General features: G+C 59.0%; 21 protein-coding genes. 13 read left to right on the top strand and 8 right to left on the bottom strand.

From position 1 onward, the window contains the following. Positions 1 to 78: 78 nt before the first annotated feature. A complete protein-coding gene (locus TBK1r_RS32270) occupies positions 79 to 2,142 on the top strand; it encodes a DUF4340 domain-containing protein (protein ID WP_145219585.1) in 2,064 nt (687 codons plus the stop codon). 543 nt (positions 2,143 to 2,685) lie between these two features. Here TBK1r_RS32270 and TBK1r_RS32265 read toward each other — a convergent pair. Continuing rightward, a complete protein-coding gene (locus TBK1r_RS32265) occupies positions 2,686 to 3,309 on the bottom strand; it encodes a superoxide dismutase (RefSeq protein ID WP_145219583.1) in 624 nt (207 codons plus the stop codon). Positions 3,310 to 3,463: 154 nt separating this feature from the next. Further along, the gene (locus tag TBK1r_RS32260; protein WP_145219581.1) at positions 3,464 to 4,042 is read right to left on the bottom strand and encodes a glutathione peroxidase; all 579 of its coding nucleotides are present in this window, start codon (positions 4,040 to 4,042) and stop codon (positions 3,464 to 3,466) included. Positions 4,043 to 4,526: 484 nt separating this feature from the next. Here TBK1r_RS32260 and TBK1r_RS32255 point away from each other — a divergent pair, with 484 nt between their 5' ends. From TBK1r_RS32255 to rsmH, 4 genes are all read left to right on the top strand, one after another. Then, positions 4,527 to 6,047, top strand: a complete 1,521-nt coding sequence (locus tag TBK1r_RS32255) for an MFS transporter (RefSeq protein ID WP_145219579.1) — start codon at positions 4,527 to 4,529, stop codon at positions 6,045 to 6,047. 185 nt (positions 6,048 to 6,232) lie between these two features. Continuing rightward, the gene (gene aspS, locus TBK1r_RS32250; RefSeq protein ID WP_145219576.1) at positions 6,233 to 8,011 is read left to right on the top strand and encodes an aspartate--tRNA ligase; all 1,779 of its coding nucleotides are present in this window, start codon (positions 6,233 to 6,235) and stop codon (positions 8,009 to 8,011) included. Between the two features lie 47 nt (positions 8,012 to 8,058). Further along, on the top strand, positions 8,059 to 8,970 hold the full coding sequence (locus TBK1r_RS32245) for a sugar phosphate isomerase/epimerase family protein (RefSeq protein ID WP_145219574.1): 912 nt from the start codon (positions 8,059 to 8,061) through the stop codon (positions 8,968 to 8,970). 137 nt (positions 8,971 to 9,107) lie between these two features. Beyond that, positions 9,108 to 10,010, top strand: a complete 903-nt coding sequence (gene rsmH, locus TBK1r_RS32240) for a 16S rRNA (cytosine(1402)-N(4))-methyltransferase RsmH (RefSeq protein WP_419581607.1) — start codon at positions 9,108 to 9,110, stop codon at positions 10,008 to 10,010. 663 nt (positions 10,011 to 10,673) lie between these two features. On the opposite strand, the gene TBK1r_RS32235 is transcribed toward rsmH, so the two are convergent. The 5 genes from TBK1r_RS32235 to TBK1r_RS39280 all read right to left on the bottom strand — a co-directional run bounded on the left by TBK1r_RS32235 (position 10,674) and on the right by TBK1r_RS39280 (position 15,845). Continuing rightward, positions 10,674 to 11,327 carry a response regulator transcription factor gene (locus TBK1r_RS32235; RefSeq protein WP_145219572.1) on the bottom strand — a complete coding sequence of 218 codons (654 nt, stop codon included), beginning with the start codon at positions 11,325 to 11,327 and terminating at the stop codon, positions 10,674 to 10,676. Positions 11,328 to 11,650: 323 nt separating this feature from the next. Next, positions 11,651 to 11,863 carry a hypothetical protein gene (locus TBK1r_RS32230; RefSeq protein WP_145219570.1) on the bottom strand — a complete coding sequence of 71 codons (213 nt, stop codon included), beginning with the start codon at positions 11,861 to 11,863 and terminating at the stop codon, positions 11,651 to 11,653. Between the two features lies 1 nt (position 11,864). Beyond that, positions 11,865 to 13,625 (bottom strand): TIGR03545 family protein, encoded by a 1,761-nt coding sequence (locus TBK1r_RS32225; RefSeq protein WP_145219568.1) that lies wholly within the window; start codon positions 13,623 to 13,625, stop codon positions 11,865 to 11,867. Further along, positions 13,622 to 14,659 (bottom strand): TIGR03546 family protein, encoded by a 1,038-nt coding sequence (locus TBK1r_RS32220; protein ID WP_419580607.1) that lies wholly within the window; start codon positions 14,657 to 14,659, stop codon positions 13,622 to 13,624. The genes TBK1r_RS32225 and TBK1r_RS32220 overlap by 4 nt, the downstream gene beginning before the upstream one ends. Before the next feature lie 307 nt (positions 14,660 to 14,966). Next, positions 14,967 to 15,845, bottom strand: a complete 879-nt coding sequence (locus TBK1r_RS39280) for a hypothetical protein (protein WP_419580606.1) — start codon at positions 15,843 to 15,845, stop codon at positions 14,967 to 14,969. Between the two features lie 374 nt (positions 15,846 to 16,219). Here TBK1r_RS39280 and TBK1r_RS32200 point away from each other — a divergent pair, with 374 nt between their 5' ends. The 4 genes from TBK1r_RS32200 (at position 16,220) to TBK1r_RS32185 (ending at position 20,496) form a co-directional block, all read left to right on the top strand. Continuing rightward, the gene (locus TBK1r_RS32200; RefSeq protein WP_145219560.1) at positions 16,220 to 17,407 is read left to right on the top strand and encodes a 6-phosphofructokinase; all 1,188 of its coding nucleotides are present in this window, start codon (positions 16,220 to 16,222) and stop codon (positions 17,405 to 17,407) included. Positions 17,408 to 17,632: 225 nt separating this feature from the next. Continuing rightward, positions 17,633 to 18,076: a helix-turn-helix domain-containing protein gene (locus tag TBK1r_RS32195; protein ID WP_145209012.1), complete on the top strand. Its 444-nt coding sequence runs from the start codon at positions 17,633 to 17,635 to the stop codon at positions 18,074 to 18,076. After that, the gene (locus tag TBK1r_RS32190) at positions 18,073 to 18,768 is read left to right on the top strand and encodes an IS630 family transposase (RefSeq protein ID WP_145209010.1); all 696 of its coding nucleotides are present in this window, start codon (positions 18,073 to 18,075) and stop codon (positions 18,766 to 18,768) included. The genes TBK1r_RS32195 and TBK1r_RS32190 overlap by 4 nt, the downstream gene beginning before the upstream one ends. A 651-nt stretch (positions 18,769 to 19,419) precedes the next feature. Then, positions 19,420 to 20,496: an acyl-CoA desaturase gene (locus TBK1r_RS32185; RefSeq protein WP_145219558.1), complete on the top strand. Its 1,077-nt coding sequence runs from the start codon at positions 19,420 to 19,422 to the stop codon at positions 20,494 to 20,496. 192 nt (positions 20,497 to 20,688) lie between these two features. On the opposite strand, the gene TBK1r_RS32180 is transcribed toward TBK1r_RS32185, so the two are convergent. After that, positions 20,689 to 21,501 (bottom strand): NIPSNAP family protein, encoded by an 813-nt coding sequence (locus tag TBK1r_RS32180; protein WP_419580605.1) that lies wholly within the window; start codon positions 21,499 to 21,501, stop codon positions 20,689 to 20,691. Positions 21,502 to 21,652: 151 nt separating this feature from the next. On the opposite strand from TBK1r_RS32180, the gene TBK1r_RS39510 reads away from it, so the two are divergent. The 4 genes from TBK1r_RS39510 to TBK1r_RS32165 all read left to right on the top strand — a co-directional run bounded on the left by TBK1r_RS39510 (position 21,653) and on the right by TBK1r_RS32165 (position 24,901). After that, on the top strand, positions 21,653 to 22,207 hold the full coding sequence (locus TBK1r_RS39510; RefSeq protein ID WP_473772470.1) for a TerC family protein: 555 nt from the start codon (positions 21,653 to 21,655) through the stop codon (positions 22,205 to 22,207). Continuing rightward, entirely contained in the window at positions 22,096 to 22,599 is a 504-nt protein-coding gene (locus tag TBK1r_RS32175) for a TerC family protein (RefSeq protein WP_473772527.1), read from the top strand. Before TBK1r_RS39510 ends, TBK1r_RS32175 begins: the two co-directional genes overlap by 112 nt. Before the next feature lie 261 nt (positions 22,600 to 22,860). Beyond that, positions 22,861 to 23,721 carry a Dabb family protein gene (locus tag TBK1r_RS39275; RefSeq protein ID WP_419580604.1) on the top strand — a complete coding sequence of 287 codons (861 nt, stop codon included), beginning with the start codon at positions 22,861 to 22,863 and terminating at the stop codon, positions 23,719 to 23,721. An 82-nt stretch (positions 23,722 to 23,803) separates the two neighbouring features. Further along, positions 23,804 to 24,901 (top strand): mannose-1-phosphate guanylyltransferase, encoded by a 1,098-nt coding sequence (locus tag TBK1r_RS32165; RefSeq protein WP_145219556.1) that lies wholly within the window; start codon positions 23,804 to 23,806, stop codon positions 24,899 to 24,901. Positions 24,902 to 24,912: the final 11 nt, after the last annotated feature.

Raw genomic sequence — 24,912 nt, 5'->3', positions numbered from 1 at the left:
GCGTCGCGGTCTTTTTCGGCCGCACGCACTCACCTTTCCACAAAAAACGTCAACAAGTTCGTTACGAGAGATTTGACGGTGAACGAAACACAAAAGACCGGAATTTTCTGGGGCGTCGCTGTCGTGGTGGCACTGATCGCTGCGATCGTCTCCTGGCCCTCGTCCAATAACGACGACGGGGGGAACATCGGCAACGTGATCGGCACTCCGTTGTTTTCCGAGTTCAAAGATCCGCTGACCGCGGCCAGCTTGAAGATCGTCACCTTCAATGAAGCGCAAGGCGAACTCAAGAATTTTGAAGTCCGCAAGGACGCCGAGTCCGGACTGTGGACGATCCCGTCCAAGGGCGGCTACCCGGCCGACGCGATCGAGCAGATGCGCGACGCAGCCAATGCCCTGGTCGGTCTGGACGTCTTGGACGTGCCGACCGACAACCCCGAAGATCACGCCGGGATGGGGGTGGTGGAACCGAAACTGGAAGATCTGGAGCCGGGTGATGAAGGGGTCGGACGACTGGTCACGTTCAAGGACAGTTCGCAAAAGGTGCTGGCCTCGCTGATCGTCGGCAACGAAGTTAAAGGCCAGGCAGGTCAGGTCTATGTTCGGAAACCGGGGCAAGATCCGGTCTATGTGGTCAAACTGGACGACACGCCGCTGTCGACCGAATTTCAAGAGTGGATCGAAGAAGACCTGCTGCAGTTGAGCAGCATCGATATCGAGAACGTCGAACTGAAGGACTACAACGCTTCGTTGGGTCTGCAAGGTGTTTCGTTGACGAAGAACTACGACGTCGAGTTGGCTAAGGACGGCACGACATGGTCGCTGACGGCGCTAAAGGAATATGACAAGACCAATCCGTTGGCCGAGCCGACCCTGGTTTCGGTTGATCCGGACAAAGAGCTGAACTCGCAAAAGTTGAATGACCTGACCAACGCACTGGACGACTTGAAGTTCGTCGACGTCAATCGAAAACCCGAAGGCATCAGCGCCAACTTGAAGGCCGACAAAGATTTTGCCGCCGATCAGGAAGCCGCCACGCAGCTCGCCGGGCGCGGTTTCATCCCGGTGCCGCTGGGCCCCAATCGTGAAATCGAAATCCTGTCCGCCAACGGAGAACTGACCGCGACGACTAAAGAAGGCGTCAAGTACATCTTGCGGTTCGGCAACATCAGCGGGATCGCCGACGATGACAAGGGCGGTGACAAAGGCGACGCCTCATCGGCCGACGAGGGCGATGTTACCGGCGGCGTCAATCGTTACTTGATGGTCAGCACGGTCGTCGATGAGTCGATGTTCCCCGTGCCTGAACTGAAACCGATCCCGCAAACGCTTGAAGAATTGGACGCGCTCGACAATCCCGCGCCGCCGGCGGACGAACCATTGCCGACGGAACTGAACCCGGCCGAAGCGCCCGCCCCTGCTACGCCGGAAATGAAAGAAGGCGAGTCGGAAGCCGGGGCGGACCCATCGGCGACCGACGACGCGGCCACCCCGAAGGAAGACGGCGAAAAGGAAGGCGATGAGAAGAAAGAAGCTGAAACGGAAAAGGCTGTCGAGGAAGTGACCGCCGAACAGGACGGCGAAGCCGAATCGAGCGAGCCCGCTGAATCCGCTGACTCTGATGCAGCTGACTCCGGCGACGCCGAGCCCGCCAGCGGCGAGACCGATGCCAGCGGCGAAGGCGAATCGACCACGGTCGGTGAAGCCCAGGAAGCAGCCGACGAGCAAGCGGCTGATGAATCGCCTGCAGACGGCGACGAGAAGGCGGCGAGTGAATCCGCCGATAGCAAAGCCGCTGAAACGACGGCGCCGGCCGAAAAGCCGGAGCCGGATTCGAGCGATGTCAAAGAAACCGAAGAGGAGAAGCTGGAGCGGTTGGCCGCGGTGCAGGAAAAGATCACCAAGGAAAACGAGCGCAAGCTGGAAGAGCGAAAGGAGAACCTCCAGCAAGCTCGGTTGACCAGTCAGGCTCTCAACGCACGGTTCGCCGATTGGTACTACGTGATCCCCGAAGCGACCTATTCGAAGCTGCGAATCAGCCGCGAAGAGTTGTTCGACACCTCGGGTCAGTCATCGCCCAATCCGGCCGCTATGCCGCCCGGAATGCAGAACATGCAGTTCCCCGGCTTCCCCGGGAACTAGTAGTCTACCGCAGCTCAATTTTCGGGTAGTGGACGAGGCGACGAGTCCTCTGTAGTCGGCAGATTGGCAAGGACTCGTCGCCTCGTCCACTACCGCCTACCCGAAAAAAAAGGTGCGGCTGAATACTAGCGCTTCAACCACATTTGTCGAGTCTGTTCTTGCATCGGAGGGTGGTCAAAAAATCAGGTGGTCAAAAAATGTTGGGGACGAACGAGTGGTTCCTTCGCGGTGACTCCATTTTTTGACCAATCAATCTTTTGACCCCCCTGCTCATCTGCCCAACCTCCGTCCGCATGCGGACAGGGACAATTGTAAGAAAGTGCTTGTCGGGTGGATGGATAGATGGGCGAGATTGGTGGGGGGCATCAATTCGAATTCCGTCGCTCGCCTCGGGACGTGTGATTACCGTCTTCTCAGATTAGAGCTTAAGGCACGCGCACTGGGACGGCGCCACCTCGTCGACGCTCTGTCGGCTTGCCCCAGTCACCCTCCCGCACTCGGGAGGGTCACTTCTTCACTTGATGCCGTTGACGCGGCTGCTGCTTACTTGGCTGCGGCGAAGCGTTCGGCGACGGCGTCCCAATCGACGACGTTCCAGAACGCGCTGATGTAGTCGGGACGGCGGTTTTGATAGTTCAGGTAGTAGGCGTGCTCCCAAACGTCCAAGCCCAGGATCGGCGTGCCGCTGATCCCGGCGATGTCGGTGCCCATCAGCGGGTTGTCTTGGTTGGCGGTGCTGCCGACCTTGAGCGTTCCGCCTTCGACGTACAGCCAGGCCCAGCCGCTGCCGAAGCGGGTGGCTGCGGCGTTGTTGAACTGTTCCTTCATCGCATCCAGGCTGCCGAAGGTGGAGTCGATCGCCGCGGCCAGGTCGCCGCTGGGGCTGCCGCCTTTGCCGGGGCCCATGACGGTCCAGAACAGCGAGTGGTTGGCGTGTCCGCCGCCGTTGTTACGCACCGCGCCGCGTTTGTCGGCGGGCACACTGGCCAGATCCGAGATCAGGTCTTCGATCGACTTGGACTCCAGGTCCGTCCCTTCGATCGCCGCGTTGACCTTGGTCACGTAGGCGTTGTGGTGCTTGCCGTGGTGGATCTCCATCGTCTTGGCGTCGATGTGGGGTTCCAGGGCGTCCAGAGCGTAGGGAAGTTCGGGTAGTGAGTAAGCCATTGCGAGCTTTCTCCGAGTAGAGGGTGGTTTGTTCAGTGATTCGTCTCGCGTTGATTTCATCCCACACTTGGGGGCGAGACCTCTGTCCAAAACGATAACGACCGTGGCAACCGTGCGCAAGAGGGTCGCCACGGTCGGCGGCCCGCGTCCGTGTTTACAGTTGGGCTTCGATCGCTTTGACCAACTCAGCGTCGCTGGGCTTGGTGCGTGGGGCGAAGCGGTGGATCAAGTTGCCTTCGCGATCGATCAGGAATTTTTCAAAGTTCCAGCTGACGTTTCCTTTCCCGGCCGGTTTGACGTCCTTGCTGGTCAGGTACTTGTACAGCGGTGTGGCGTCGTCGCCGTTGACATTGATCTTGCTGAACATGGGGAAGGACACGTTGTAGCGTGAGTTGCAGAACTGCTTGATTTCTGCCTCGGTGCCGGGCTCTTGGCTGCCGAATTGGTTGCACGGGAACCCGAGGACGACGAAGCCTTTTTCTTTGTACTTGCCGTACAGCTCTTCCAGGCCCGCATATTGAGGCGTCAAGCCACACTGGCTGGCGGTGTTGACGATCAGGACGACGTTTCCTTCGTAGTCTTCCAGGTCGACTTGCTTGCCGTCGATGTCCTTCATCTTGAAATCGAGGGCGCATTCGTGGTCGTGTTTGTGTTCGCCGCTGGCGGCTTCGTCAGCTTGGGACATGGCGGTCAGGGCTCCGAGGCAGAGGACGGCAGAGAGGATCAGTCGCATGGGGAACTCGCGTTGGGGTGGGGTGGGAAACTGGAAGGATTGTTACAGATTGAGTGGAAAGTCAAGGTGTTGGGCCGTTTTCGCGGGTGTGCAGGCTTTAGCCCAAAACCACTAGGTTCAGGCCCGGACGCTGGCGCGAACCGGCTGATGTCAAACGATGATCAGCCGTTTGGCGCGAGCCTACGGGCCCTCCCTAGAGGAAACGACGCTTAACTTAACGGTATTGGGCTTTAGCCGCCTGGGGTCGCTGCTTCGCAGCGAGAGGCATCGCCTGAAGGCTAGACACCAACGGGTGGGGCGTCTTTTCACACAATTTTTGACTTCTGCGTGGAGTATAGCGGGGGTGCTAGTGGCGACGGGGGGCCGCGGGGATTACGTTTGGCATTCGGTCATTTAACGCCGTAATTGCTTGACTTGGCTGGCCAATAGTGGCAGCATCTCGACCGCCTTCCAATTCTCTCCTCCCCCCGTATAGATACTGACGATGGAAAACCGGAAAAAGCTTCTCACCGCAGGGTTTCTGACTCTGATTGCCGCAGGGATCGGATTTGCAGTCCGGGCGGGGCTGTTAGATGTTTGGTCAAAGCAGTACGGGTTCACGATGACCGAACTTGGCCAGATCACCGGTGGGGGGTTGCTGGGGTTTGGTCTGGTGATTTTGTTCGCGGGCTTGCTGGTCGATTTTGTCGGCTACAAGACGCTGTTGGTCATCGCGATGGCTTGTCACTTGATCTCGGCGATCATGCTGTTTTCGGCCACGCCGGTGTTTAATGCGGCGGGCAAGGACGCGGTCTACAACATCTTGTTCTGGTCGGCGTTCATTTTTGCGGTCGGCAACGGCATTTGCGAGGCGGTCATCAACCCGCTGACCGCGGCGATTTATCCGGAGCAGAAGACGCACTACTTGAACATCCTGCACGCCGGATGGCCGGCCGGACTCGTGCTCGGCGGGCTGATCGTGTTCCTCAAGGGCAGCGTGGGTTGGGAAATCCTGTTGGCGACGTATTTGATCCCCGTCGCGATGTACGGCTTCATCTCCGTCAAGGAACCGTTTCCGCAGACCGATGCCCAGCAGGGTTCGATTTCCTATGGCGGGATGTTTGCCAAGTTGATCGGTCCGTTCTTTGTGATCCTGCTGATCGCTCATGCCTGTGTCGGGTACGTGGAATTGGGGACCGACAGTTGGATCAACAAGATCACCGGTGGGATTCTCAAGAGTGCCTTCCTGGGGACGGCGCTGTTCATTTACACGTCCTTGCTGATGACCGGGCTGCGTTTCTTTGCCGGGCCGATCGTGCACAAGATCTCGTCGTTGGGATTGCTGTTGATCAGCGCCTGTACCGGTGCCGTTGGGCTTTATTTGATCAGCATCGGCGACAGCGTGCCGTTCATGTTCTTCGCCGCCACGGTTTACGCGTTGGGCAAGACGTTCTTGTGGCCCACGATGTTGGGTGTGGTTGGCGAGCGGTTCCCGCAAAGTGCGACCGTCGCGATGGCCCTGATGGGATTTGTCGGGATGACGTCGGCCGGTGTGCTCGGCGGCCCGGGGATCGGCTACAAGCAGGATTACTTTGCATCGCAGTACATCCAGGAACAGGCACCGGAAACATTCCAACGCGTCAAAGCGCCCAACGAGAACCAGTTCTTGGTGTTCCCTCCGATCACCGGGATCGACGGTGCCAAGGCGGGGATGCTTGCCGACAATGGCGAGTCGATCGTCTCGGACGTCGAGATCGCCGGCGATCGCATCGAAGAAGAAGAGTTCAAGGGGTTGCGGGCGCAGTACAAATGGTGGCAAGAGAACAAGGAATACGCATCGGTTGATGCCGAGCCGGTTGCCGAAGCGACGTTGCACGGGAGCCGGATGGCGATTCGCGTGACGGCCTTGGTCCCGGCGACGATGGCGGTCCTGTATTTGATCTTGTTGTTCGGATTCAAGGCACCCAAACAGGTGCCACCGGAGGAAGCCGAGGAGATCGCCCAGACGGGTCCTGCCGAGTATTGATCCGGTCGGCCGGTCTTTGCAAAAACGCGTTCAACGCCCCGATTCCAGCCGGATTCGGGGCGTTTTTTGTTGGATTTTTACCAGCCGCCCTGGGGCCCCTAAGCAATTCGCTCGCCACAGTTTAGAATCCGCCCCCATCGGCAGTTTTGATCCCCTTTCCCTTCCCCCCGAATTAGTCAAGATCCGTGCTACGCACCCACAACTGCGGCGAGCTCCGCAAAGAACACGTCGGAACCGAAGTCACTCTTTGTGGGTGGGTTGAGAATAAACGCGACCACGGCGGCGCGGTGTTTATCGATCTGCGGGACCGATACGGATTGACCCAAGTCGTGATCGGGCCGCCCGAGGCGGATCAGGCTCAGATCGATGCGGCGGGACATGTCCCGGCGGAAAGTGTCATTCTGGTGCGCGGCAAAGTGGCCGATCGCTTGGAAGGCAAAACCAACGACAAGCTGGCGACCGGGGCGATCGAAGTGCGCTGCCCCGAACTGGAAATCCTCAACGCCTGTCAGACGCCGCCGTTCACCCCCGGCCAAGCCGATCTTCCCGGTGAAGACCTGCGGCTGAAGTACCGTTTTCTGGACCTGCGACGGCCGGAGATGCTGCGGGCGATGGTGCTGCGCAGCACGATCATCAAAGAGATGCGTGACTACTTTGCCGAGCACGATTTCATTGATGTCGAGACGCCGATTCTGGGACGCAGCACACCCGAGGGCGCACGCGATTACCTGGTCCCCAGCCGCGTGCATCCCGGCAGCTTTTACGCGTTGCCGCAGTCCCCGCAGCTGTACAAACAGATTTTGATGGTGGCCGGATTCGATCGCTACGTCCAAGTCGCAAAGTGTTTCCGTGATGAAGACTTGCGTGCCGATCGCCAGCCCGAATTCACCCAGTTGGACCTGGAAATGTCCTTCGTCGATGCCGACGACATCATGGGCTTGATCGACGGCTTGGTGGCTCAAACGGCCAAGAACGTCCTCGGCAAAGAAGTCAAATTGCCGCTTCCGCGAATGACCTATGACGAGGCGATGCGGCGGTTCGGCCACGACGCGCCCGACCTGCGATTCGGCATGGAAATCGTCGACGTGACCTCGGTCGCCAAGAAGACCGAGTTTCGCGTGTTCCGGGCGACCGCCGACGCCGGCAATTTCGTCCGCGGCATCCGCGCCGAAGGGGCCGCTGAAAAGTACTCCCGTCGCCAGATCGACGAGCTGACCGAATTCGTCAAAGACTTCGGCGCCAAAGGGCTCGCCTGGTTCCGCGTCGAAGAAGACGGTTCGCTGTGGAGCCCCGTGGCGAAGAACTTTGATGCCGAGCACCTGGCCGAGATCAAGAGCTTGATGGCCGGCGAGCCCGGTGACTTGTTGATGTTCCTGGCCGATAGTTGGGAAGTCACCTGCAAGGGCTTGTACGCACTGCGAAAACGGCTCGGTGCGGAACTCAAACTCTACGATGCCGATCAGTTGCATTGCAGTTGGGTCACCGAGTTTCCGATGTTCGAACGCGACGAGGAATCGGGCCGATGGGTGGCGATGCACCACCCCTTCACCGCGCCGCTGAAAAGCGATCTCGAGAAACTGGATAGCGATCCGCAGGCCTGTCGCGCCCAAGCCTATGACTTGGTCATCAACGGCAGCGAAGCCGGTGGCGGCACGATTCGGATTCACGACCAGAAAACACAATCGAAAGTGTTTGAGTTGTTGGGGATCGACGAGGCGACCGCAGAAGATCGTTTCGGGTTCCTGCTCAACGCGCTTCGGTTCGGTGCACCACCCCACGGCGGGATCGCCTTGGGGGTCGACCGCTGGGTCATGCTGCTGGCCGGTTTGGAGAACATCCGCGAAGTGATCGCATTTCCCAAGACGCAAAAGGCGTCAGACTTGATGACCGAGGCTCCCGGAGCGGTCGATCAAGATCAGTTGACCGAACTGCATTTGCGTAGCCTGGCCAAGAAAGCTGAGTAGAATCGAGTGACACCTTAACGCCCCCATACACGACGAGGATATTCGAGATGCGACGACGAACTGCACTTCAAGCCATGGGCACGCTCGGTGTCGCCGGGCTTTCTGTGGCGATGCGATCCACCCCGCTGTTTGCCGAATCCGGCGACGGTCACGATTGGCTTCGCAAGACGCTCAAGATCGGGATGATCGGAGTCAAGGGCTCGTTGGAAGAGAAGTTTCGGGTGGCCAAAGAGGCCGGGTTTGAAGGCGTCGAAGTCAACGTCCCCGGGATCGATGTCGACGAAGTCAACAAGGCATCCAAGGCGTCGGGATTGATCGTCGATGGCAGCGTGGGCGGCACGCACTGGAACATTCGGCACAGCGACCCCGATCCGGAGGTCCGCGCAAAGGCACTGGACAATCTGAAACGCGGTATCGAAGAAACCGCCGCGGTCGGTGGTGATTCGTGTCTGTTGGTCGTCGGTCACGGCAAAGACGGCACGCATGAAGAGGTCTACCAGCGATCGAGCGACAACATTCGTGCCGCACTGCCGACCGCCGAAAAGCACAACGTCGCGATCCTGGTCGAAAACGTTTGGAACCATTTTTTGTATGACCACGAAGGCGGAAGCGATCAGTCGGTCGAACCGCTGGCCAAGTACATCGACCAGTTCGATTCACCTTTGGTCGGGCTGCAGTTCGACTTGGGCAACCACTGGAAATATGGCGACGTGGCCCAGTGGGTGCGGGAGCTCGGGCCGCGGATCAAGAAGCTGGACATCAAAGGTTTTTCGCGAGCGACGGGCAAGTTCACCAAGATCACCGAGGGTGACGTCGATTGGCCGGCCGTCGAAGCGGCGCTGCGTGAGATCGGTTTCAAGGGTTGGTGCGCGGCCGAAGTCGGCGGCGGAGATGCGGCTCGGTTGAAAGAAGTCGCCGACAACATGGAAGCCGCCCTGCACTGCTCGGTCAACAAGTAGGTCACGCTGTGCGTGACGGGTGGCATGCACAGCATGCCCTACACTCGGTCAATAGGTAGGTCACGCTCTGCGTGACGGGTGGCTGAACAAAATCGATCGACGATACTCCGCTCCCGTTTCCAACTTCGCCTGATGGCCTGACACGCGTGACTGAACCAAACGACAATCGCCCCTGCCATGTCTCGGTGATGCCCGAGGAGATCGTTCATTGGGTGAGCGAGTGTTCGCCAACGGTCGTGATCGATGGGACCTACGGAGCCGGCGGTCATTCGCGTCTGTTGTTGGATGTGGTCGGCGACGAGGGGCTGGTGATCGGGCTGGATCGCGATCCGGCGGTGCTCGCCCGCGTTGAATCCGAACCTGCGGTCGATCGCTTGTCGGTGTTCTTGGGCAGTTACGAGCAGGCCGCCAAGGCGCTACAGGCCAGCGGGCTGGAGCATGCTGATGCAATGGTGTTGGACCTGGGGCTGTCCAGTGATCAGCTAGCCGATCGCGATCGCGGATTCAGCTTTCAGCACGATGGTCCGCTCGATTTGCGTTTCGATCCGGAGAACGGGATCCCGGCTAGTGAATGGCTCGCCCGGAATAGCGAGAAGGCGATTGCCGACGCGATCTACCAGTTCGGCGAAGAGCGGTTCAGCCGGCGGATCGCACGCGAGATTGTCGCGCGCGGCAAACGTCGCGAACCGGTGAGGACTGTCGCGGCTTTGGTCGAGATTTGTCGTCGTTGTGTCCCGCGCGGCAAGCATCACGACATTCATCCTGCAACGCGGACGTTCCAGGCGTTACGAATCGCCGTCAACGAAGAACTGGATATCCTGACGCGGACGCTCCAGCAGGCGCCCGACTGGCTGTCCTCGGGCGGCCGTCTTGCCGTGATCAGTTTTCACTCGCTGGAAGACCGGATCGTCAAGAATGCATTCCGTGACGACGATCGCTGGAATGTGTTGACCAAGAAACCGTTGCGGCCGAGTGAGGAAGAGGTCGCGGACAACGCGAGGTCTCGCAGTGCCAAGCTACGTGTGGCCGAGCGGAGGTAGCAGGTCTACCGTGATGGCAGGTCTACCTTCGCGAGCGTTCGCGACCGGGCACTTCGTGTACCCGGTCCGTGAGGTTGTCGGAGATGACTGTAGCGGAGGACTCCGTGCCATCAACGATCGTCAGCCCGTGGCCGCAAGCTGACCGCGTGAACCCCACGCGAGGCGAACTCGCGGAAGATAGGAGATCGAATCGACGGCGCGGTGCCGGAGTGGTTTACCAAGACCTCCTTTTTCCGCAAACCAATAGATAGCAATGGTTTACGTTCCGGGAGTGGATTTCCAGCGGCCACCTGAACTGCGTCGATTCAACCCAATCGGTAGCCTAAGAGTACGCAGCCAGCCGGTGTGGTCAACCGCAGATTCTGGAGTTTTGAGAACGCCCATGCAGCCCTGTGACGGTAACCCGTTGAGCGATGACGAGTTAAGTTCAGGAGCCCGCGCGCCGACTTTTTTCGGTAATTTAAACCGACTGCGGACGTCCACCATTAAGGGTGGTTGGCAACAGGCCTGGCGGAAGGCCTTCGTCCCCCCTCTGTGTCGGCTGGCGTCGGGGATCCGCCAGTCGGCGGGAAACTCCCGTTTCTTGATGGGGTTTGTCGCAGTGGCGTTTGTCGATGGCCGTTGACCGATCCCTCTCGTTCGTCGACGCGTTGCGTGGGGGGATCAGTCCCTGCCGGCGCGGGTTTTTAGCACGGCGTATTCGGCAACTGACTCGGCGACGAGTTTTCGCAGTGCGGATTGTCGCCGGCGATCGACGGTCCGGGGGCTGATTTCCAGCTGTTCGGCGATTTCGCGGTTGGGGCGTCCTTCGATGGCCAAGTCCAGCACGGCCTTCTCTTCGTTGGTGAGCTGGTCCAGGCGTTCTCTGGCCGAGCGGAGGTCTTGGCGTCTGGCGTAGGCTTGTACGCTGCACCGCATCGCCGCATTGATTTCATCCGCCAGGGCGTGCAGCTCGAACGGTTTTTCGACGACGCTGACGGCACCGAGTTTCATCGCGTCGACGGCGGTCGGCACGTCGGCGAACGCCGTCAGCAGGATCACCGACAAGCAGCTGTCACGCTGATTGAGGCGTCGGAGCAGTTCCACGCCGCCAATACCGGGCATCCTCAGGTCGGTGATGACGCAGCCGGTCTCGTGCTCCGACGTGGCGAGAAGCAAATCCTCGGGCCGATCGAACGTCTGGGGGGAGAATCCCAACTCTCGGAGGGATTCGGCCAGGGTCGTGAGCAGCTCCGTTTCATCGTCAACGATGTACAGACGACTCGCTTCATCGGGTGCAACAAGTTCTTTCACCGGATTCGTGCTGATCAGCGGCATCTTGGCTGTTCAATAGGTTGGAGTGATGAACGAGAGTGACCCACAGGATCGAGGTGTCGTGAAATCGTTCTGTGTAGGTCAACATGGGAGTCGTTTTCCAGAATCAGCCCTGCGTTCTGCTGCCATCCTTCGCGGTGAGATCGTTTGACGGCCTTGCTGGCGACATGTCTCGGACGGATTTTTCGTCGCCTACACTTTAATCGATCCTTTGGCGTTCGCAAAAGCGCAACCGATGCTGATTTGCCGTTGAGTCTAGCAAAAACTGGGACGAGACGCAGATGCGGCGGAGTTTGTCGGGTTGATTCGGGTTCCGGAATCACGGTTCAGGGATTCTGGTGGAGTGTTTGATTGGCGGTCCGGCCGGCCCGCTTGACCGCGTCCAGGGCGTCGGCGCAGGACTGCAGCAGCTCCTCGCGCAGCGGGCTTTCGGGTTCCCGTTGCAGTTTGATGGTGATCAATTCGAGCCTCATCGAGGCGATCGAAAGGTCGTTGTTGATTTGGTGCAGTGACTTGCGGATGCGGGGATCGGATTCCATTTCATCGGAACCGACCGTTGAGGAACTCGTTCATCCGGCCGATGGTGACTTCGGAGGAGTCCACGCCATCGAGCAGTTTTTTGCCGAGGTCTTCCAGCAGCCCGTCGGCTTTCGCGGTCAGCGATTGGGCGGCCACTTGTTGTTGATTGAACCAGGTGGCCAGTTTGGCTTGTTCCTGATCAAAGGTCTGTTGCACCTTTTGTTTCATCTGTTGTTTCGAAGCAGCGACTTGCTGTGTGATGGCGGTCTGCGCGGCGTCGCGAAGGATGTCGCCAAGGTTGGTTTCCATGTTCATCGACAAGTGGTCCCAACGGCCTTCGAATCCGGCGTCGATGGTGACCGCGTCGACCGCGGCCAAGCTTTCACGCAAGGCTTGAGTTGCCGAGAGCGATTCGTATTTTGAATCGACATCCAGATCCAGCCGAACGCCGGTCTGTTTGCTGACGAAGCGACCTTGGATCTGTTCGCCTTCGCTCCGCATTTGCACCCAGATTTCTCGTTTCCCGCCGCTGACCTTCACCATCGCGCGGCTATCGTCGCCGAGCCGAGTTTCGGGAGCCTGGGATTGGGGCCAGTGCAAGGTCAAGCGATCGATGTCCGAGTCATTGCGTCGGTCGCGAATGTAATCGACGTTGACCACTTGGGGGCCATCGAGTTGGAGTTGTGCCCGCAGCGGTTCGGCGAGCAGCTGTGGGTCGGGAGTCAGGTTCTCGACCGTGCCGGTCAGCGAGTACGCGTTGCCGTCGGCGCGCATCAGACCTTGGACCTTGCAGCGGCGCACCAGAATAGTTGGTTGCCGCGTGCGGCCGAGCAGGTCGATATCGACGCCGCGTCCGCGTTCGGTTTCCGGGGCGACGATGGTGTAGTTGGCCAGCGTGCGTCCGCCTTCCCAGTAGTCACGGATCGTGGCGATTTGGTTCTGGACCGCTTCGCTGATCAGATCGATGCCAAAGTTTTGGGACTCGTTGAGGTTGCCCGGGACGTATTGATCGATTCGGTCCAGGTCGATTTGTTTGGCTTGCTGCAAGGACGCGACATCGGCTTGGAATTGGGCCGGGACGGCATCGAGTGCCGCCAAGATCGACTTCAGTTCGGCGCGTGTTTCGTCAGCGAGTCCGACCGTTCTGCCGATCTTGTCCCAGTCGCGAAGCGGGTTTTCGATTTCGCCCGCGTTGGACTTGAAATCACGAACCTTTTGTTCCAACGCGCCGGCTCGTTTGGCGAGCGACTCGTATTCCCGTTCCCACCGCGCCTTGATCGCTTCACTGCGGCGAACGGTTTCCAAGTCCTTGGCGGCTTGTTCGGCTTGGTCGCCGAGCCGATCGGTGATGCTGCCGAGCAGATTGGAGAGGACGCCTGGCTTGTCGGACAAGCTGGGGGCTTCGAAATCTTCGTCGCCGCTGAGGTGTCCGCTCGTGTCGCGTTTGGCGCCGATTTGCAGACCGGTGATGCTGCCTTCGCGGGCGACCCAACGTCGATGCAAGATCGCGTTTCCATCGAGCGCCAATTCGATCGCGTCGGCGCGGAATGCGTCACGCATCTCCTTGGCGTCGCGGGGGTCCGCGACACGGAAATCTTCATAGCGAATCGTGGGCGGAAACAGTTTGACTTGCGTCGTTCCGATCTCCACTTTCGCGCCCGTGGCGCTCTGTAGCCCAAGGACCGTCACGTACCGGGCGACCGGGCCCAGACCCAGACCCAACAGCACGAGCACAGCCGAAACGATCAACAGTCGTGTTACAACAAATCGCCAGCGAATCATCCTGCTGCTTTCCTTTCCTGGGAGTGACGCAATTGACGAAGCAGGTAGTTGAGTGCTTCGTCCATCGGTTGCTCGGTTTCACGGTTTGCGACATCGCGGTCGGACGCACCGGGCGTCGCTTCGTCGTCGCGAAAATCCTTCATCCGAATCACGTCGATCCGAGTTTCGACGGAAACCATTTGTTCGTTGGTGGGCAGCGCGTCCGACAAGTCGGTTTCGGTTCTCGTCACGGCGTGATCGGCCGCGGAGTTGTCGTCGCGGTCCTCGGACGCGTCGATCGGAATAAAGATCGGCTCGTTGGCAAGGACATTGTCAATCGGAATCGTCGTCGGGTCGGCTGCGCTCGGTTCGGTCAAGTCGCGTTTGCGGAGCGCGAAGCGTGGCGGCGGCACTGCATCCTGCTGATCGATCAGCACGGAAACCGCCTCGGGGGCTCTGACGTCTTCGGAAACCTCGCCAGCCGATCGGCGGGGTGACCGCAGCTCGTGTTCGCCGTCTTGGCGGTCATGGCCTGTCGCCGGCTCTGTCGCCGGCGATGTCTGTGTCACGGTGTCGGATGCTTCCGTTTCACCGGCTGTTTCAATGTCCGTCTGGCTGTTTGTTTTAGGGGCGGCCAATTGAAACAGCGGCAAGCAAATGGCGAACAGGGGCAACACCGAAAGCGATCCGATCACAAAGCTGCCCAGCACCACGGTGTTGTTCAGGTCGGTCCATGGCACCACCGGCAACGACCAGGCCTGGGCCGCCCACTGGCTGCCCGAGGGGTGCGTCAGTAGGTATTCGCCCACTTGATGTGAGTACGGATCCAGCCGGGTTGCCACGAAGGAAACGGCGATCGCGACCACTCCCATCAGGGCGTGATTGACCTTGAAGCACAGCAGCGTGGCCAACACGATCAGGGCCATCAAGTTGCCGTGGGGGATGATTCCGAGCAGCACGCCCAACGCAACACCGCCGGCCAATTGGTGCGGGAAACGTCGTCCCGCAATCGCTTTTCGGACGTTGTTGAATAGCTTGAGCGAAAATATGACCATTGCAGTGCGCCTCCATGCGCACAGTTCACGACAGGGCATCCATCACAGGGGCTTATCGGCAGATCGACCGCTTGATATTCAATACAACCGTCACATTTTCACTTGCCAGGGCAGTTTCGTTGCTGCGGCAGCGAATCACGGATTTCGCGCGGGGAAGGCCGTTGCCGAGACGGTGCGGGGCGGTTGCTCAGCATCGGGGCACCAACTCGGTGGCACAAAAAACGGCTGGCGAACCGGAGTTCGTCAGCCGTTGGTGTGATCCGACGGGCGGCCGAGCATGATCCAACGCTCGGTCGTGCGGGGGGACTCAGCTATCGCTGGAAAGAGACTCGCTGGAGAGAGAGTCGTTGGATTCAGATTCGGTTTCGCTGCGGGATTCGGCGATCCGCGTGGCTTCACGAACGACGGCGATGGCCGATTGAATTTCGATCGGCGAGAACCAGCGGACGTTGCCGGTGTACTTGCTCTCGACGCGGTTCTTGGCGGCCAGGGTTTCCCAGGGCAGCTTGTCCATCAAGTTCCAGGCTGCCGCTTGGGCGGTGTTTTGAGCGACTTGGCGATTGCCGAGCGCTTCGCACAGCACATGGACGCGGTCGTCTTGGGTGACGAAGTCCAAGGGGACAATTTTGTAGGCCATTTTGGGAGTCGGGTCGGGGCGACCATGTTCCAGGCAAACGGTGGTCACGGCGAGTTTTTGTTGACGTTGCGGGGGAATTCGCATGAAGCCACCCATGCCGCCGCCGCCCATGCCGCCGCCCATGCCGCCGCCCATGCCACCCATGCCGCCGCCGCCCATTCCGCCGCCCATGGCTTGGCCGCCGCCGCCGCCACCCATGCCGCCTCCGCCCATGCCACCCATGCCGCCGCCCATGCCGCCCATACCACCCATCATTCCTTGACGGTTGATTGGGACACCGGCAAACGCCGCGGGCAGTCGCAGCGTCATCGGCTTGTCGGTCAGGTTGTTGACGATGACGTTCGCTTTGGTGGTGTTCAGCGGGATGAATTTGACGTCGATTTTTCCTTCATCGATCGCGGCAAACAGTTCGGCTTGGACGGTTTCGTCTTCGGCGGGAGCGTCTGCCAACGCCAGACCGGCGCTCAGGGCAACGCCGAGCGACATCAGGCCGGCGAACACGCGGCGAGTAACAAGACGGGCAGGGATTGATTGGGTGCGATAGGACACGTTCGAATTCCTTGTGCGATTGGAGCCGCAACGGTGATGAGATTAACGCCCGGATGCGACCATGAAATGGGGATACCTTTCGACACCCCGCCTGACGCTGCGCGCAGCGTCGATTGGGGTGGATGAAACCGGGCCAGAGGAATAAGGCGTTTGGATTCGCGGCCCGAACCTCCCCAGGGGATGATCGCAAATCGTTCCTCTTGCCAACCCCATCATAGATCGGCGCCCTAGCAGAACCAAGTGAAATCGTCGTCAGGAATTGCATTTTGGGCTATTGGAATCGGTCCTCGATGTCTACTTTCGCAGGGTAAACCGCCCCGCGGCCCGTCAGCGGGGCGTTGGGAGAACGATCGGCAGGCAGGAGCAATCGCGGGATGTCCGTTGAAATCACTGAAAATGGCGAGGTCCACATCTACGGTCGCGAGCGACTGGGGGAGCGACCGCGGATCGGAATCCTGACCTCCGGCGGCGATTGCCCGGGGCTGAACGCGGTGATCCGGGCGACGACCAAAACCGCCTTTTGGCTGGGTTATGACGTGGTCGGGTTTCGGGACGGATTCGAGGGGCTTGTCGATCCGATTCGCTATCAGGTGCTCAGCCCGCGGAACACCGCAGGCATTCTGGTGCAGGGGGGCACGATTCTGGGGTCGACCAACAAGGGCCGGTTTGCGGCGCGGGTTGGGGAAAGCGGCCGCGCGGAGCTGGATCCGCGGTTGATCGGTCGCGTCGCCGAGACGGTCCAACGGATGAAGCTCGAGGGGCTGATTGTCGTCGGCGGAGACGGGTCGCTGTCGACGGCACTGCAGTTTCACGAAGCGGGGATACCGGTGGTCGGAGTCCCCAAAACCATCGACAACGACCTCAAAGCGACCGCCTTCACGTTCGGGTTCAATAGCGCCGTGCTGTGCTGCGCCGACGCGCTCGATCGGCTGCACACGACCGCCGCGAGCCACCAGCGGGTCATGGTGTTGGAGGTGATGGGGCGGCACACCGGTTGGATCGCCCTGCACGGGGGGATCGCCGGCGGTGCGGACGTGATTTTGATTCCCGAGATCGAATGGACCTATGACAACATCATTGCGAAAATCGCCGAACGTCGGGCACAAGAAAAGTACTTCACGTTGGTCGTCGTGGCCGAAGGGGCCCATTTGCCTTCCGGCGGACTGGTCGTCGAAGAACAGGCCGGGGTGCAAAACAAACAGGTCCGTCTGGGCGGGATCGGCCAGGTCATCGCCGAGCGTCTCGAGGGGATGATCGAACAGGATGTCCGATTCGTCGTGCTGGGACACCTGCAGCGTGGCGGCGGCCCGACAACCTTTGACCGCGTCTTGGCCAGCGAATACGGCGCCCATGCGGTGCGGCTGATCACCGAACGCAAATTCGGGCAAATGGTGTGCAGCGATCCGCCGGACATTCGCGATGTCTCCATTGCCGAGGCGGTCGACCAGATTCGCACCGTCGATCCGTCCGGCTCGGCCGTTCAGACCGCCCGGGCGATGGGCATCTGCTTTGGCGACACGCCGGGATACGAAAACCCGTTCAAGCAACCACCGTCGCACTAGTATTCCGTCTCCGCTCAATTTTCCGGTAGTGGACGAGGCGACGAGTCCTCCGACATTTCCTATAATTGAACAACACCGCAAATCGCGGGACTCCTCGCGTCGTCCACTACCGCCTACCCGAAAGGCAAGGTGACACAAAGCACTAGTGGTGCGTCAGCTTCAAGAATTAGGGTTGGTCTAATCGCGTAAAAGCTTCATGCTTTGGGGAACACGGAGGGTTTTCCAATGCAGAAAAAGTACATCGTTCGGTTGAACGATCAGGAGCGTCGGACGCTCGATGCAATCGTCAAGAAGTTTAGCGGTTCTAGCCAGAAGGTGCGTCGTGCCCAAATCTTGCTTGCTGCGGATGCAGACGATTTGGCATGGACCGATGCGGCGATTGCTGAAGCTTATCGTTGCCGCACCAAGACGGTCGAAAATATACGACAGCGGTTTGTCGAGTTTGGCTTTGAGCAAACACTGCAGGGAAAGAAACGTGCGGAGCCTGCCAGACCTAAATGCCTCAGCGGTCAAGAAGAGGCGAAAATCATCGCCACTCGTCTAGGCAAACCGCCAGCAGGCTATGCCAACTGGTCGCTGAGATTGCTCGCCGAGAAAGTCGTCGAACTGGGGATCTGCGATTCGGTCTCGCATGAAACCGTTCGCCAGACGCTAAAAAAAATCGCATGAATAATCGCAACATCGAGTACTGGGTGATCCCGCCACAGTGCGATGCGGAGTTCGCCGCGAGCATGGAAGATGTGCTAGAAACTTACGAAAAACCGTACGATTCGAGTCATCCGGTGATCTGCATGGATGAACAACCGGTCCAACTGATCAAGGACGTCAACGTTCCGATCGAAGCGACCACCGAACATCCCCGCCGGGTGGACTATGAATACGAACGTGCCGGAGTAGCGAACATTTTCATGTACACCGAGCCGCTGGCAGGATGGCGAGAAGCCTACGCCAGAGAGACCAAGACCAAAGCGGACTGGGCCTTGCTAATGGCTGAGCTGCTTGAGGGACGTTACGCCGATTGCGAGACGGTGACGTTGGTTTGCGACAATCTCAACACGCACACTCGCGGGGCTTTCTACGAAGTGTTTGAGCCGTCTCGAGCACGGGCGTTGGTGAAGCGAATCAACTGGTGCTATACGCCCAAGCACGGTAGCTGGCTCAATATCGCAGAGAACGAGTTAAGCAGCATCACCCGTCAATGTGTTGGCGGGCGACGCATTGGAAGTATTGAGGAGTTGGCCAGAGAGATTGCAGCATGGTCATCGGACATCAATGCAAGACAACGAGGCGTTGACTGGCAGATGAAAATTGACGACGCCCGGGTTAAACTCAAATCCGTCTACCCTAAAATTAGACTTTGACGCACCACTAGTCTCTGGCTCCATTCAATGTCGGGGTTGCGAATGTCCACGTCGTGTGGCCAAAGAAAAACGGCCGGGTTTCACTCGAAAGCGAAACTCGACCGTTGTTTGAAAACCGAATCGCAAGTGGTCGGTGACGACGATTTCACTCCCACAGTGAACCCACCGTACCTCCCTCCTATTCGTCCGCGCCGAGTCCGCTGAACAGCAGACTCTCACCGGTAACCCGATTCATCGGACGATATTCACGGCGAGCTTCCGCTTGAAACGACCGTTGCGATTGAATCGTCTTCCGCGATGGCGTTTTGCGTCCGGTCGATCGCTCTGCGTTGAGTTTTCCGGCTGACTGTTGTCCCCCCCGTCGCCAACCCGTCGTTGGCCCGTCGCGTCGCCGCCAATGCTGTCATCCCGAATTGGCGAATTCACGACGCTCGCATGCTCGAATCGGTCGGAACACGCTTTGTCGCATGCGGATCACTGGTGTTGTGACGCTCACCGGAGGGGGTTGGCCGAATCTTTTACATCTCCGTTACATTCAAATGCCCCGATCGAGACAGACAGGGATTTACAAATCCTTAGACTTTCGCAGACCCGAGCGGCAACCGAATGCCGCTCAGCACAAAGCAACGTCCTGATCGAGGAATCGTCGTTATGGCGAACGTAGTAGAGACACCGCGGAAATCGCACCGGAAGTCATCTGAGAATTCAACCACGCTAGAGTTACCCGAGTTGGAGCAAGTCGCCGGGGAACAGGTCGCTGGATCACTCGAACCCAATGCAGCGGAACCTTGGAATGATCCCAACACGCTGGAGGTCAAGCAGTCCAAGCCTGAGGGTCAGGTGGAGACGGCGAACGATCGCAAGCGTTTCGCCAACATCTCCTGGTGGGCGATCGGATGGTTGGGGCTGGCCCATGCCGTCGTGCTGGGTTTTGCCTGGTACACGTTCACCTGGACCGGACTGGCGGTCATGCTGGGATTGCACTGGCTGACCGGCAGCATCGGGATCTGCTTGGGGTATCACCGATTGTTGACGCACTCGGGTATGAAAACGAAGACCTGGTTCAAATACGTGTTGGCCGGGATCGGATCGCTCGCCGGCGAGGGCACGCCGCTGGATTGGGTGGCCGACCACCGCAAGCACCACAAACACAGCGACCAGGAAGGGGATCCCCATTCGCCGCACGACGGCAGTTGGTGGAGCCACATGTTTTGGCTCGCCTACCACACCCACAACGGTGATCGCAAAGCATATCTACAGAAATGGGCTCCGGATCTCTACAAGCTTCGTGGCATGCGAATCATGGACTATCTGTTCCTGCCGATTCACATCGCCAGCGGAGCGATCCTGTTCGGCGTCGGATACTACTTCGGCGGTGCCTCCTTCGGCGCCTCGTTGTTGGTGTGGGGGCTGTTCGTCCGACTGGTGGGCGTGTTGCACGCGACCTGGATGGTCAACAGTGCGTCGCATATGTGGGGCTACAAGAACTACGAAACGACCGACGACAGTCGAAACAACTGGCTGGTCGCGATCATCGCCTACGGCGAGGGCTGGCACAACAATCACCACGCTCACCCACGGATGGCCAAGCACGGTCACAAGTGGTGGGAATTTGACATCACCTGGCAAGCCATTCGTCTGTTCCGAACGCTGGGTCTGGTTTGGGACGTGGTTGACTACCGCAATGCCAAAGAGAAGAAAGCCAAAGAAAAGAACGCGGCTGCCTAAGACGCCCCGCTGTCACGACGAAGCGACACGGTCAGATGACCGTCACCGACAATGGCCCGATGCATGCTTGATCCCAAGCGTGCATCGGGTCGTTTTATATCCCATCCTTCTCAACACCTTTCAATTGACCCACATTCCTTCAGCCAAGTTGCAGGGCGAGGGCGGTGATGTGGTCAGAACGCTCGTCGGCCGCTACATCTGCGAATACGGTTTGGCCGTCAGAATGTGTTTGTCGATCTTGCTGACGGTGCCCTTGTACTTGGCGACGCCTTTGAGGACCTGCCAATCGGGGTGGGCGCGGAAGGCGTCCCAGGCTTTCAGTCGCGCCGCATCGTTGGGGTAGACCGTCAGGTAGGTCAGGCTTGGCGTTTGGGGACCGATGATGGCTTGGCCGATGAAAATCGGGGCGATGCCGCAATCGAGAAAGATCGGGACTTCCCCATTGTTGAACATATCGACTTTCAAATTGCCCAATCGCTCATTGGCACTTTCGTACAGCCGCAGTTCGTAGACGCGATCGTTGTTGTCCAAGGTGCCCGCGGGGACGTTTAGCGTCGGCATGCAGTCCATCGCCACCAGCAGTTCGCTGGAGATTCTCGCGAACGGAGCGTCTTTGGGGCCGCGTTCCAGGTAGGGTTTGGCGTCGGTGAGGTATTGTTCGTCGTTTTGGAGCCGCGTCGGCAGTTCGGCAAGTTGTTCGGCGCTCTTGCCGGGAATCACGACGATGATGCTGTCGCGGTCATTGGTGTCGTTTGCGGCCGGCGAAAAAACACCCACCGGGCCGATGTCCAAACGCCCCAATGCCGGCAGCAAGGCGTGCTCCAAGTAGCGGTCGACCGCTGCGGCGTCGCCGTTGTCGCCCAGCAGGTAGGTGCGGACTTCATAATACTGCTTCGTCATTGGCGTATCCGATTCGGCGGCGTGGGTGACGCCCGGACCGAACAGGGTGAGCGTCAGCAGGGATGCGGCGGTGATCAGGAGGTTTCGGCGTGGGGTTTTTTTCATCGTTTGACTCTCACGGTTGGCGTGCGATGGCGTGACGCGAGTTTTTTGCGGGGTTGAGGTGGAATCGATGATGGCATCATAATCCCGTCACCACTCCGGCGGGGATTGTGCCCGCGGGAAATCTGAACCACCCCAGCGACTGGCTGACCCGATGCTCGAATTCGATTTTTGCTCAACCGTCAGTTCGATTCTCAGCACCTCGTTATCGTTGGGGATGCTCACCGAGCCCCTGATGTTGTTGGCCGAGACCGCCACGCCGGACGTGGTCACGGGAGAGTTGGCCGAACCGTCCGAGGAGAGTTTGTTTTCCATCGGCGGCATTCTGACGCTGGGAATGCTGATCGTGCTGCAAGCGGTGCTCGGCTTCGACAACCTGCTATACATCTCGATTGAGAGCAAACGGGTCGAAGAATCGAAACAGTCAATGGTGCGGAAGTGGGGAATCGGGCTGGCGATCGTGTTCCGGATCATCTTGTTGTTCGTGGTCGTCAATCTGATCAAGTTGCTCGAAGACCCGTTCATGAATCTGGTTTCGCATCCGCTGGAAATGCATCTTTCCGGGCACAGTTTGATCGTGATCGGCGGCGCGCCTTCATCCTCTGGACGGCGATCAAAGAGATCTATCACCTGCTGGCGGTTTCGGATTTCGGGGAAGACGGCGACAAGGGGGGGAAGGGAAACTCGGTCACCAAGGCCATCTCGCTGATCGTGACGATGAACCTGGTGTTTTCCTTCGATTCCATTTTGAGCGCGATGGCGCTGACGAAATCATTTGCGATCATGGCGACTGCGATCATCATCAGCGGCCTGTTGATGATTTGGCTGGCCGATCACGTGGCCGAGTTCTTGAAGAAGAATCGGATGTACGAGGTGTTGGGGCTGTTCATCCTGTTCATCGTCGGTGTGATGCTGGTCAGCGAAGGCGGCCACTTGGCCCACATTCAGTTGTTCGGGTATAAGGTCGAAGCGATGCAGAAATCAACGTTCTACTTTGTGCTGGCCGTGTTGATCATCGTCGACGTCGTCCAGGGGCGTTATCAGAAAAAGCTGTTGGCCCGGCAGGCAAAGCTGCGATTGGCAGGTCAGAAGTCCGCCTGAATCGCGGTCGGTCGCTCAAACCTGGTAAACCACCGCAACTCGACGCTGCGCCGCGTTACCGGAAACACCCGTGAAGCGGGGCCATGCCGCAGCGACAGGGTCGGCTTTCGCACCGCGAAACCGTGTTTGCGGGGTGATGTTTTGCGGCACGCAAGGCGGCCGCGATCCAAGCAACCGCGCGACGAGCACATCCGTTACGATTGAACCGCGGCACGCGTGATGGTTCTTTCCCGTTCTCGATTTCCCCACAAGGTTGCCAAAATGTTTCGTTCTGAATTCGTCATGGGCTGTTGTTTGTTGATCGCCGTTTGTGGTTGCGGTGCCCCCGACGATCCCGACGCGGTGACGACGGCCGAGCCGATCGCCGCGACCGCCGATGCAGCCACGACGGAGCCGGTGACCGACAACCAAACCAGCGAACCGGCCGACCAACCGGCTAGCGCAGCGGCCGACAAAATCGTCCACCCCGAAAACCCCGACAATGTGAACAGCGGCATGTTACGACACGCAGTTTTCTTCTCGTTCAAAGAGTCTTCGAGCGAAGAGGACATTCAAGGCGTGGTTGATGCGTTCGCCGAGTTGCCGTCCAAGATCGATTCGATCATCGATTTTCAGTATGGCGTCAACAACAGCCCCGAAGGGTTGGATGACGGATTCACGCATTGTTTCTTACTGACGTTCGCCGACGAAGCGGGGCGTCAAGCCTATCTGCCCCATCCGGCGCATAAGGCGTTCGGCGATGTGTTGCGGCCGCACATGAAAGACGTGTTTGTGCTGGACTATTGGGGCGATCCGAAACAGGAACAACCCGAGAAAGCGTTGCAGCATGCGGTGTTCTTCAAGTTCAAGGATTCGGCGTCGCGTGAAGAAGTGAAGAAGGTTGAACAAGCATTTGCCGAGCTGCCGGAGAAGATCGACACGATTCGCGCGTTCGAATGGTCGACCAACAACAGCCCGGAAAAGCACGACGACGGATTCACCCACTGTTTCTTGGTCGCATTCGACAGTGAAGAGGGACGCGAAGGGTATCTGCCGCATCCCGATCACCAAGCGTTTGTGGAAGTACTTAAGCCGGTATTGGACAAAGTACGGGTGCTGGATTTTTGGGCGACCCAACCCTGATCGCCTTGACGGCTTACCCTACGCCGATTGATTCGCTAGGTTTGCCAAAGACACTTCATTACACGATTCAAGAAGATCGGACATGCTGTACGCGGTGATCATGGCAGGCGGAAGTGGGACGCGATTCTGGCCGGCGAGTCGGACGTTGCGGCCGAAACAGTTGTTGGCCCTTTCCGGGCAACGGACGATGATCCAGTCGACCAGCGATCGGCTGGCCGGGCTGGTGCCGCCGGAGCGGCAACTGATCGTGACCAACAAAGTCTTGGTCGATCCGATCGCGGAACAACTGCCGTCGCATCCGGCGAAAAACTTGATCGGCGAACCGGCCAAACGCGACACCGCTCCGTGCATCGGATTGGCCGCCGCGTTGATTGCTCACCAGGATCCCGACGCGATCATGGCGGTGATGCCGTCAGACCACGTGATCGGCACCGACGAGCAATTCTGCAGTGCGATCTCGGCGGCCGAACGGTTGGTGATCGAGGATCCCGAGCGGATCGTTACTTTCGGAATCAAACCGACCTATCCTGCCGAATCCTTCGGCTACATCCAGCGGGGACCGGCGATCGAATCTGACAGCCCTGCCGATAGGGCGTCCGGCGTTAAGGCGTATCAGGTCGACCAGTTTCGCGAGAAGCCGAACCAGGAAACCGCGACGCAGTACCTGCAGTCGGGTGACTTCTATTGGAACAGCGGCATCTTTTTGTGGCGGGCATCGGTCATCCTTGAGGCGATCAAGGCCAACCAGCCGGCGATGTATTCGCACATCCAGACCATTGCCGACGCGATCGGTTCGCCCGACTACGACGAGGTTCTTGAGAAAGAATTCTGCGCGATCGAAGGGACGTCGATCGATTATGCGGTGATGGAATCGTATTCCAACGTCGCCGTCATCGAGGCTCCGTTTCAATGGGATGACGTCGGCAGTTGGCAATCGCTGGGACGGTTGCACGACGCCGATGCCGATGGCAACACGGTCGTCGGCGAACATCTGGGGATCGATACGACCGGTTCAATCATCTTTGGCGAACCAGGCCACACCATCGTTACGATCGGAGTGGAGGACTTGATCGTCGTGCAGACCAAGGACGCGACGCTGGTGGCGCCCAAATCGGCCGAAGAGCGCGTCCGCGAGGCCGTCAAGCGACTCAACGAGTCCGGCCGTACCGATTGTCTTTAGCCGGTGACGGA

The sequence above is a fragment of the Stieleria magnilauensis genome (assembly GCA_007753675.1).
Classification (GTDB): domain Bacteria; phylum Planctomycetota; class Planctomycetia; order Pirellulales; family Pirellulaceae; genus Stieleria; species Stieleria magnilauensis.
This window is presented reverse-complemented; position numbering and strand designations above follow the sequence as displayed.